10 protein-coding genes are annotated in these 10,046 nt (G+C 55.2%); 5 read left to right on the top strand and 5 right to left on the bottom strand.

From position 1 onward, the window contains the following. A partial coding sequence (locus tag NG99_RS29720; protein ID WP_198138799.1) for a hypothetical protein occupies positions 1-223 on the top strand: 223 nt, incomplete at its 5' end. Between the two features lie 8 nt (positions 224-231). On the opposite strand, the gene NG99_RS16825 is transcribed toward NG99_RS29720, so the two are convergent. Together NG99_RS16825 and NG99_RS16820 are read right to left on the bottom strand one after the other, a co-directional pair. Beyond that, positions 232-1,257: an LLM class flavin-dependent oxidoreductase gene (locus NG99_RS16825; RefSeq protein WP_034895405.1), complete on the bottom strand. Its 1,026-nt coding sequence runs from the start codon at positions 1,255-1,257 to the stop codon at positions 232-234. A 53-nt stretch (positions 1,258-1,310) separates the two neighbouring features. After that, complete coding sequence (locus NG99_RS16820) at positions 1,311-1,520, bottom strand: DUF2767 family protein (RefSeq protein ID WP_034895403.1); 210 nt, start codon at positions 1,518-1,520, stop codon at positions 1,311-1,313. Positions 1,521-1,731: 211 nt separating this feature from the next. Between NG99_RS16820 and NG99_RS16815 the strand changes: the two genes are divergently transcribed. Then, positions 1,732-3,201: a catalase gene (locus NG99_RS16815; RefSeq protein WP_034895401.1), complete on the top strand. Its 1,470-nt coding sequence runs from the start codon at positions 1,732-1,734 to the stop codon at positions 3,199-3,201. Positions 3,202-3,495: 294 nt separating this feature from the next. Here NG99_RS16815 and proX read toward each other — a convergent pair whose 3' ends face one another. Next, positions 3,496-4,494: a glycine betaine/L-proline ABC transporter substrate-binding protein ProX gene (gene proX / locus NG99_RS16810; protein WP_034895399.1), complete on the bottom strand. Its 999-nt coding sequence runs from the start codon at positions 4,492-4,494 to the stop codon at positions 3,496-3,498. A gap of 455 nt (positions 4,495-4,949) precedes the next feature. On the opposite strand from proX, the gene NG99_RS16805 reads away from it, so the two are divergent. Then, the gene (locus NG99_RS16805; RefSeq protein ID WP_034895397.1) at positions 4,950-5,474 is read left to right on the top strand and encodes a GNAT family N-acetyltransferase; all 525 of its coding nucleotides are present in this window, start codon (positions 4,950-4,952) and stop codon (positions 5,472-5,474) included. 3 nt (positions 5,475-5,477) lie between these two features. Here the strand turns inward: NG99_RS16805 and NG99_RS16800 are convergent, their stop codons facing one another. Next, a complete protein-coding gene (locus NG99_RS16800) occupies positions 5,478-6,731 on the bottom strand; it encodes an enolase C-terminal domain-like protein (protein WP_034895395.1) in 1,254 nt (417 codons plus the stop codon). A gap of 83 nt (positions 6,732-6,814) precedes the next feature. After that, entirely contained in the window at positions 6,815-7,522 is a 708-nt protein-coding gene (locus NG99_RS16795; protein WP_034895440.1) for a FadR/GntR family transcriptional regulator, read from the bottom strand. A gap of 360 nt (positions 7,523-7,882) precedes the next feature. Between NG99_RS16795 and NG99_RS16790 the strand changes: the two genes are divergently transcribed. Both NG99_RS16790 and NG99_RS16785 read left to right on the top strand, forming a co-directional pair. Continuing rightward, entirely contained in the window at positions 7,883-8,650 is a 768-nt protein-coding gene (locus tag NG99_RS16790) for an SDR family oxidoreductase (protein ID WP_034895393.1), read from the top strand. 90 nt (positions 8,651-8,740) lie between these two features. After that, positions 8,741-10,030: an MFS transporter gene (locus NG99_RS16785; protein WP_034895391.1), complete on the top strand. Its 1,290-nt coding sequence runs from the start codon at positions 8,741-8,743 to the stop codon at positions 10,028-10,030. Positions 10,031-10,046: the final 16 nt, after the last annotated feature.

Below are 10,046 nucleotides of genomic sequence, written 5' to 3'. Positions count from 1 at the left end.
CTCCACGACTACGCCTGCAGCGACAACCTCAACGGACGCCAGCCAGAGCGCGACCTCCACGACTACGCCAGCAGCGACAACGTCAACGGACGCCAGCCAGAGCGCGACCTCCACGACTACGCCAGCAGCGACAACCTCAACGGACGCCAGCCAGAGCGCAGCCTCTACGACTGCGCAACCTGCAACAACCTCAACGGACGCCAGCCAGAGCAGCGGCGGATAACCGCATGACTAGTCGCGCCAGCCCAGCGCTGGCGCGACATGCTTCAGGATCGCCTCCATCACATGCGCACAGTAATCAACGCCCAGCTGATTCGGAATGGTCAGCAGCAGCGTATCCGCTTCGGCAATCGCCTCATCTTTAGCTAACTGCGCAATCAGCGCCTCCGGCTCGCCCGCGTAACTACGGCCAAAGATAGCCCTGGTCTTCTCATCGAGATAGCCAATCTGATCTCCGCCTTCGCGGCTGCTGCCGAAATAAGCGCGATCGGTCGCATCCATCAACGCAAAGATGCTGCGGCTGACGGAGACGCGCGGCGTACGCGTATGCCCAGCCTCCCGCCAGGCTGCCCGGTAGGCACGGATCTGCTTAGCCTGTTGAATATGGAACGGCTCGCCGGTCTCATCATCTTTCAGCGTGGAGCTTTGCAGGTTCATGCCAAGCTTAGCGGCCCAGACAGAGGTAGCGTTGGAACCAGAGCCCCACCAGATACGCTCGAGCAGGCCTTCGGAGAAAGGCTCGGTTCTTAGCAGGCCGGGAGGATTAGGGAACATCGGCTGAGGGTTCGGTTTGGCAAAACCCTCTCCGCGCAGCACCTCCAGCAGCCTTTCGGTATGACGTCGGCCCATATCCGCATCGCTTTCTCCCGGCTGCGGCTCGAAGCCAAAATAACGCCAGCCTTCGATAACCTGCTCGGGTGAGCCGCGGCTGATACCCAGCTGTAACCTGCCCCCGCTGATCAAATCCGCCACGCCAGCGTCTTCCGCCATGTAAAGAGGATTCTCATAGCGCATATCGATAACGCCAGTGCCGATTTCAATGCGGCTGGTTTTTGCCGCTACGGCAGCCAGCAGAGGAAATGGCGCGCTGAGCTGACGGGCGAAATGGTGCACGCGAAAATAGGCGCCGTCAGCGCCCAGCTCTTCAGCTGCTACGGCAAGGTCGATGGACTGCAACAGCGCATCGGCCGCCGATTGCGTCGCCGATTGCGGTGACGGAGTCCAGTGGCCGAATGACAGAAAACCGATTTTTTTCATCAAGGGACTGCCTTGTTATCAGAAAAGGAGTAATTGCTGGCCGCACCTGTGGTTTAGTCAGGCTTCACCAGGCGAATGGCATGTTCCAGAATCTTTTGCTCATCCCGATCGGCATCCGAACGGTCGCGCCTGGTTTTCTTCAGCAGGTTCGACAGCACTTCCCGATTAGTGTTGTAGCCGCTTTCTGCCAGCACAATAACCGCATCGCCAATCACCCGGCAAACCTCATCATAATAGTCTTCACTCAGTACATCACGTTTCATTTTGCCTCCTCCGTTATAAAAAAAGGATGGCACAACAACGGCGCCTGTACCCCGTCTGGCAGGCTGTCATATTGTAAACAAAACTTAACACATTCGCGCAGGCGTTAATCTTGTGCTCTTCGCCGACAAATACCCTGACAGTTTGTGTGCAATCCTGGCGGTCTCTTCTATCTTTTAATCCAAGATGCAACGATAAGTCGGAGAGACTGCAATGAGCAATGATACCCATAAACCTACTACTACTGATGCTGGCATTCCGGTTGCCAGCGATGAACATTCGTTATCCGTGGGGCCCGATGGCCCGGTGCTGCTGCACGATCACTATCTGATCGAGCAGATGGCGAATTTCAACCGCGAGCGCATTCCTGAGCGGCAGCCGCACGCCAAAGGCAGCGGCGCCTTTGGTCATTTTGAAGTCACGCACGACGTCAGCCAGTACACCAAAGCGGCGCTGTTCCAACCTGGAACTAAAACTGAGCTGGTGATGCGTTTTTCAACCGTGGCTGGCGAGCGCGGCAGCCCGGATACCTGGCGCGATCCGCGTGGATTCTCGATCAAGTTCTACACCACGGAAGGCAACTACGACATGGTGGGGAATAATACGCCGGTGTTCTTCATTCGCGATCCGATGAAGTTCCAGCATTTTATCCGCTCGCAAAAGCGCCGTGCGGATAACAATCTGCGCGACAATGATATGCAGTGGGATTTCTGGACGCTGTCGCCAGAGTCGTCGCATCAGGTAACGATACTGATGGGCGATCGGGGAATCCCGAAAAGCTGGCGTCACATGAACGGCTATTCGAGCCACACCTATATGTGGGTTAACGCGCAGGGCGAGAAGTTTTGGGTGAAATACCACTTCCAGACCGATCAGGGCATAGAGTTTCTGCCGCAGGAGGAGGCCGATACGCTGGCAGGTCAGGACGGTGATTACCATACCCGCGATCTGTTTCAGTCGATTAAAAACGGTAATTTCCCAAGCTGGACGCTGCATATGCAGATCATGCCGTTTGCGGAAGCGGAAACCTATCGCTATAACCCCTTCGACCTGACTAAAGTCTGGCCGCACGACGATTATCCACTGATACCGGTCGGTAAGCTGACCCTGGATCGTAACCCTACCGATAACCATGCTCAGATTGAGCAAGCCGCCTTCGAGCCAAACAACCTGGTGCCCGGCATCGGTCTGAGCCCGGACAAAATGCTGCTCGGCCGCGTCTTCTCTTATGCTGACGCGCACCGCGCGAGGCTGGGCGTCAATTATAAGCAGATCCCAGTGAACGCTCCCCATTCGCCGGTCAACAGCTACAGCAAAGATGGCGTGATGCGCATTAACCCGGTGTCCGATCCGGTCTATGCGCCTAACTCCAAGGGCGGACCGGCGGCGGACGGCGATCGTTATCCTACCGACTCAACCTGGCCTGCCAGCGGTGAAATGGTGCGCGCGCCCTACACGCTGCGCAAGGATGATGATGATTTCGGCCAGGCCAACACGCTGATCAATAAAGTGATGGATCAGCCTGCACGCGATCGCCTGGTGAATAATGTGACGGGACATCTGCTTAACGGCGTGGAAGAGCCGGTGCTGTCACGAGCCTTTGAGTACTGGCGCAATATCGACCAGACAATTGGCGATCGCATTGCGCAAAAAGTGACGGAAGAGCGGGCAAAACGCAGCTAGCTCACGCGACAGTCTGCCCTGAGGCCTTCCTGCGGGAGGGCTTTTTTGTTTGCGGACCCGAGAACTAATTTTATAAACGAGGGTGCAGATAGCGTGAATGATTAATAGTTCTGCGACCTGTTGTGACAATTATCACAGGCGCGGGCAAAAAATTGCCGGAGTCGCTTTCGCGATCTGACCGGCAAATTTTTGAATTATCCCTTTTTTAATTTGGTTAAAGTTGGGCCGACCTCCGGCCCTTATTTAACGCTACGCCCTGCTTTCCTTTCCAGCTATTTACCAGGCATCAGGCTACTATTTCGCGGCTGCCGCCGCCTGCTGCACCCAGTCATCAAAGGTAGCCTGATGTGAAGCAATCCAGCCGTCAACGTGGCGATCAATATCGGCGGAAGTCCCCTGTCCTTCGTGCATTCTCAGGTTCTGCGCGTTCACATCCGCCAGCGGCAGCTTCATGATGGCAAACAGCTTCGCGGCGGCAGGCTGCTGCTGCGCCCACTCTTTGTTGGCGACGATATGCTCGTTATTGACCGGGAAGCCGTAATTTTTGCCGTTCGGCAAGGTGGTATCCAGGTCCTTCTGGCTGCCGGGATTAGCGGAATGCGGCACCGTCAGCCACACCACGTCCTTACCTGGTTTAAGTTCATCGCTGACCCAGTAAGGCGTCCAGGTGTAGTACAGCACCGGCTTTCCGGCTTTATAGCGGGTTAGCGTATCGGCAATGATTGCCGAGTAATTCCCCTGATTCTGCTCCACGGTGTTACTCAGACCATAGGCATCAATCTGGGTACTGATGACCGAACCGCAAACCCAGCCAGGGTTACAGCCGGCAAGATCGGCCTTGCCGTCGCCATCTGCATCAAACAGCTTCGCCAGAGTGGGATCTTTAAGCTGGGAGATATCGCTGATGTGATATTTTTCGGCTGTTTTCTTGTCGATAAGGTAGCCCTGCGCCGCGCCGGAGATATAGGTTCCCTGACGATAAAACCGGGTATCGCCACCCGCTGAGCTGTACATATCCTTCTGTAACGGGTCCCAGTTCACCGCCATATAGGTTGCATCACCGCTGGCGATGGCCGTATAGGCAACGTTGTAATCCACTTCTTTGATTGGCTGAACGTCATAGCCCAGCTTCTCCAGCGCCCGATTAATCAGTTCTGTCTGGAAGGTTTCTTCTGGCAGGGTACTTTGTACCGGGTTAACGACTACACCTTTGCCTGGTAACGCTGCGGAAAACGCTGGAGAAGCACTGGCAAGGGTTGTAATAGCTAAGGTCAAAATTTCTCTGGTTCGCATGATGAGTCCTTGTTATTTTTTACGTGCTGACACTAAAAATAGAAGAAAAAATCACGCCACTCGCTGTGAAAATAGTGCTGACCACTCTGGCAGTTTCGGGGTAAATATTCGCCGCGCTGAGCGATCGCTATTAACAAAATAACCATCAGGAAGTGCCGCAATATATTTAACGGCACCTACCCTACCACAGTGAAATTCTCTGGCAACCGGAAATGTCCTCTTAGAAAAATATTTAGCCGCAGCAACCCGTCATTATTTTCTCCCGTCAGGCTTACGGGCTGGAAACGGCTTGACCAGATTGCCCGACGGGCATTTCTTCGGCACAAAAATCAGCCCTGCGACAAAATTATCCTGCCTGAACGCCCTCATAAGATTTTCCTATTACCCTGCTCTCTGCCACGGCTAACAGATTAGCGTTACGATAGTTGCCAGACCAGCCTATCAATGAGAGAAGAATGGAAATAGTCACGGCGCAGGCCGCTCATATTGCAGGAATACAGCAGATTTACGCATGGCACGTTGAAAAGGGTACGGCCACTTTTGAAACCGAACCGCCGTTGGCGGCAGAGATGTTGACCAGGCTGACGAACGTGCAGGAGAAAGGCGGTTTCTGGCTCGTCGCGCTGGAAGATAAGACCGTGCTTGGCTATTGCTACCTCGCGCCTTATCGCCCCCGCTACGCCTACCGGTTTACCCTCGAGGATTCTATCTATCTGCATCCCGAGCATACCGGACGCGGGACAGGACGCGCGTTGCTGACTGAGGCGCTACGCCTTGCCGAAGCGGCAGGCTTTCGTCAGGTGGTCTCGGTGGTTGGCGACAGCGAAAATGCGGCTTCGCTTGCCCTGCACCGCTCGCTGGGGTTTCAGCTCACCGGGGTGCTGAGATCGGTGGGCTTTAAGCACGGCCGCTGGCTGGACACCGTGATGATGCAATGCACGCTGGGCGCAGGCGACACCACGGTTCCAGGGCAACGCTAGCCGCTAGGGTCGGGCGGCCGTGCCGTCCGGCAGGCGGGCGTTGGTCCAGTCCGGCAAGCCACCCGTCACCGGGAAGCGCCGGGCTTTCTCTTCATCAATATCTACCCCCAGCCCTGGGCGATCGCTGAGATAGGCATAGCCACGGTCGATTTCAGGGCAGCCGGGGAACACTTCCATCAGCGCCTCATTAACCGGCGTGTACTCCTGAATACCAAAGTTGGTCACGCTCATATCCAGATGCAGATTGGCCGCAACGCCAACCGGAGAGATATCTCCCGGCCCGTGCCAGGCGGTTCTCACGCCGTGAATTTCTGCATAGGTCGCCAGTTTCTTCGCTGGCGTGATGCCGCCAATGGTGCTGACATGGCAGCGAATGTAGTCAATCAGCTGCTGCTGGATCAGCGGTTTCCATTCGTTAACGTGGGTAAACAGCTCCCCCATTGAAATCGGCGTGCTGCTCTGCGCCCGGATCATTTTCAACCAGTCGATATTCTCAGGCGCAACCGGATCTTCCAGGAAGAACAACTGATACGGCTCAAGACTTTTCGCCAGTTGAACGGACGCCACCGGGGTGATGCGTTCGTGAACATCGTGGATAAATTCCACGCCGAAGCCCAGCTTGTTGCGCAAGTGGTCAAACAGGCGGGGAACCGCGCGAGCATAAGCATCCGGGTCGAAATAGATGCCTGGCGTGCGGCTGCGCGGGGAAACTTTCGGCTGGATATTCCTGGCCCTCGCCAGTTTGCCAGCGATCAGCTTTAGATCGTCAGTGCCCGCCCCGCCGTACATCCCCATCTGGCAGCGAACATACTGGTAGCCCTCTTCCATCCGCGCCCGGATGTTATCCTCGACCTCGACTTCATCGGCCCCGTCGCAATGGCGATAAAGCGGAATGCCATCCCGGCAGCGCCCGCCCAGCAGCTGATAAACCGGCAGCCCGGCTACCTTGCCTTTAATGTCCCACAGCGCCATATCAATTCCGGAAAGCGCATTGTTCATTACCGGACCGCTGCGCCAGTAGCCGCTAACCGCCGCCGACTGCCAGATGTCCTCGCTGCGCAGCGGATCCTTCCCCAGCAGAAAGGGCTTCATGTAATTTTCAATGGCGGCTTCCACGGCAAAGATGCGCTGGGTGAAGGTGGCACAGCCCAGCCCGTATAATCCCGGCTGGTTAGTCTCAACTTTCACCACCACCAGATCGATTCCCCCCGGGGCCGTCAGCAGCGTTTTGATATTGGTAATTTTCAAGGTTTCCATAAGTCTCTCCGCATCACCGCTATGATGTATGATGTCCTACATGTATGACGTAAATAAAAACCTCATCACGAGGTTTTTCAGCTTTATTTTTCGATCAGCTTCACTTCTTCAATCGCGCCCACATTGTGGGCCATTGCGCTATTCAGGGTCTCGCTGGCGGTTGCCGCATCGCGATTTTTCAGCGCCATAAAGACTTTAATATGCGCTTCCACGCTCTCAAGCGTGATGCCCAGCACCCGGTTAAGCTCTTCAAGATAGTGAATATAAATATTCTTCAGCGACTCCATCACATGGATAAAGACCTTGTTATGAGACGCCTTGACAATCGCCAGGTGGAAGTCGTAATCCGCCTGGGAATATTTTTTATAGTCATCCTTACTCACCAACATGCGGTTCAGCGCCTGCTCCAGCAGCCGGATATCCTCTTCGGTCGCCTGCTCAACGGCCAGATCCATACAGCGAAATTCAACGGTCTGACGAAACACCCGCATATCATCAAACTCTTCCTGAGACAGATGCAGAATCGGCTGATTATCGCTGAACGCACCGTAGCGGCCAATGTCCCTGGTGACGTAGGTGCCCTTTCCCTGATGCGTAACGACCACGCCAAGATCGCGAAGCTTCTGCACCGCGCTGCGAACGCTCACTCTACTGACGTTAAAAGTCTGCGTGAGCTCGGACTCCGAAGGCAGCTTGCAGCCCGGCTCCCAAACGCCGTCCTGGATATTCCTTTTCATTTGTTCATAGATAACGTTCACCACGTTATGCTTTTGCACGCTTTCCAGTGTCACGCCTTTCCCCCGTTTGCTGTATGCCGTCATTCTATGCTGCTGGCACATGGACGCCAGCAAAACCACCGTTGTCAACGCATACGCTAACTTGTCCTACAGGTATCTGGCTTTTTTAACATCTCTGCACGGCGATTAGCAAGGAATAGTTTCACGCCGTTTTATTTTGTGATTCAAATCACACAATCACACATAACAATCTGTTTTATAACTATATTAATAGCCATTATCTTTATCCTGATGCGGTTTATTGTGACCAGGACGACATTTTAGAAAGCTGTGGATTGCTGATTTTCGCAACGTCACGTAAATCTAAACGCCTAACTTGTTAGTCATGTTACATGAATAATCACAGGAGTCTCTATGTCTTCACTGTTCTCGCTGGCTGGCAAAACGGCGCTGATTACCGGTTCTACGCGCGGGCTGGGGCTGGCCTACGCTCAGGGACTGGCAGCGGCCGGAGCCGCCGTCATCCTCAATGGCACCCAGCAGCATCATATGCAGGCCGCTCTCGCCGGACTGGAAAAGCAAGGGGTAAACGCGCGCGGCTTCCTTTTCGACGTTGCTGATGAAGCAGCGGTAGAAGCCACGTTTAAACAACTCGATGAGCAGAATGTTCAGGTTGATATTGTAATTAACAACGCGGGAATTCAGTTTCGTCAGCCCATGCTGGATCTGGCGCTTAGCGACTGGCAGCGAGTGCTGGACGTTAACCTGACCAGCGCGTTTCTGATAGCCCGCGCGGCCGCACGCAGAATGGTTGCGCGAGGAGGCGGCGGCAAAATCATCAATATCGGATCGCTGACCAGCGAGGCGGCAAGAGCCACGGTCGCCCCCTACACCGCTGCCAAAGGCGGAATCAAACTGCTAACCAAATCGATGGCCGCCGAATGGGCGCAGTACGATATTCAGAGCAACGCCATCGGCCCCGGCTACATCCTGACGGAGATGAACCAGGCGCTGGTTGATAACGTCGAGTTCGACAGCTGGGTACGTAACAGCACCCCTTCCGGGCGCTGGGGGAAACCAGACGAGCTGATCGGCACCGCCGTCTATCTGGCCTCTTCCGCCTCAAACTACGTTAACGGTCAGATCATTTATGTCGATGGCGGCTGGCTCGCCACCTTATAACGCCCGCACGAGCACAGCAGAATAATCATCTTGCCGGGCATCAAGATCCGGCCTCGTGCCCTACACATTAAGATTGCTCAGGAAAATACTATGAACCAGACTCTTACAGGGATATTACCGGCCAGCCGCTGGGGGAAATTAATTCCCATCGCTTTTATCACCTACAGCCTGGCCTATCTGGATCGGGCAAACTATGGTTTCGGCGCGGCGGCAGGCCTGGCTGAAGACCTGAACATCACCCCCGGCGTCTCTTCGCTGCTGGGAGCGCTCTTTTTCCTCGGCTATTTTTTCTTTCAGGTTCCCGGCGGCATTTATGCCGAGAAGCACTCGGCCAAAAGATTGATTTTCTGGAGTCTGCTGCTGTGGGGAGTGCTCGCTGCCGCAACCGGGATGGTGCATAACATTGCCCTGCTGGCGGCGATACGTTTCCTGCTTGGCGTGGCCGAAAGCGTGGTCATGCCCGCAATGCTGATTTTTCTCAGCCACTGGTTTACCAAAGCAGAGCGCTCCAGAGCCAATACTTTCCTGTTTCTCGGCAACCCAATTACGGTGCTATGGATGTCAATTCTCTCCGGCTATCTGGTTAACGCCGTGGGCTGGCGAGGGATGTTTATTATTGAGGGCGCGCCAGCGATCCTGTGGGCAGTGATCTGGTGGGTGATTTACGCCGACCGCCCGCGAGATGCCCGCTGGCTGACCGAGGGAGAGAAACAGGCTGTTGAGCAGGCTCTGGCCGCCGAGCAGGAAAATATCAAGCCGGTGAAAAACTACCGCGAGGCGCTAAGCTCGCCTAAAGTGCTGGCGCTGGCGTTCATTCACTTCTTCTGGAATATCGGCATGTACGGCTTCATTATGTGGCTGCCTTCGATGCTGAAATCCGCCTCCGGCATGGGAATTGTGGCCACGGGCTGGCTCTCTGCCGCGCCTTATGTCCTGGCGGTTCCTCTGATGCTGGGCGCGTCCTGGTTCTCAGATAAATATCAACAGCGTAAATCGATCGTGCTGCTGTTCCTGGGACTGGGAGCGGCCTGCTTTATCGCCTCCTTCAGCATCGGCCCCGCCCACTTCTGGCTTTCCTGGACCCTGCTGGTGATTGCCGGTGGCGCCATGTACACGCCATATGGTCCCTTTTTTGCCGCTATTCCAGAGATAATCCCCCGCAACGTGGCCGCTGGCGCAATGTCATTCGTGGTCTGCTTCGGCGCACTGGGATCGTTTGTTGGCGCCTGGATCGTCGGCTACCTGAACGGCGTCACCGGCAGTCCCGACGCTTCTTACGTGTTTATGGGCGGTTCGCTGGTATTTGCCGTGCTGCTGACTGCGTTAACCCGTTTCAGCAGCCACCTCCCGCTATCCACCAAAACGACTTCGGCTTATTAAGTCACAGGGACGAAAA

It is taken from the genome of Erwinia typographi (assembly GCF_000773975.1).
Taxonomy (GTDB): domain Bacteria; phylum Pseudomonadota; class Gammaproteobacteria; order Enterobacterales; family Enterobacteriaceae; genus Erwinia; species Erwinia typographi.
The sequence above is the reverse complement of the archived record's forward strand: the minus strand, read 5'-3'. Positions and strand labels throughout refer to the sequence as shown.

Excerpts from the sequence above, each read along its gene's own strand:
- NG99_RS16815 (WP_034895401.1), top strand. The coding sequence starts at position 1,732 with ATGAGCAATGATACCCATAAACCTACTACTACTGATGCTGGCATTCCG.
- NG99_RS16820 (WP_034895403.1), bottom strand. The coding sequence starts at position 1,520 with ATGAAACGTGATGTACTGAGTGAAGACTATTATGATGAGGTTTGCCGG.
- NG99_RS16800 (WP_034895395.1), bottom strand. The coding sequence starts at position 6,731 with ATGGAAACCTTGAAAATTACCAATATCAAAACGCTGCTGACGGCCCCG.
- NG99_RS16785 (WP_034895391.1), top strand. The coding sequence starts at position 8,741 with ATGAACCAGACTCTTACAGGGATATTACCGGCCAGCCGCTGGGGGAAA.
- NG99_RS16825 (WP_034895405.1), bottom strand. The coding sequence starts at position 1,257 with ATGAAAAAAATCGGTTTTCTGTCATTCGGCCACTGGACTCCGTCACCG.
- NG99_RS16805 (WP_034895397.1), top strand. The coding sequence starts at position 4,950 with ATGGAAATAGTCACGGCGCAGGCCGCTCATATTGCAGGAATACAGCAG.
- proX (WP_034895399.1), bottom strand. The coding sequence starts at position 4,494 with ATGCGAACCAGAGAAATTTTGACCTTAGCTATTACAACCCTTGCCAGT.
- NG99_RS16790 (WP_034895393.1), top strand. The coding sequence starts at position 7,883 with ATGTCTTCACTGTTCTCGCTGGCTGGCAAAACGGCGCTGATTACCGGT.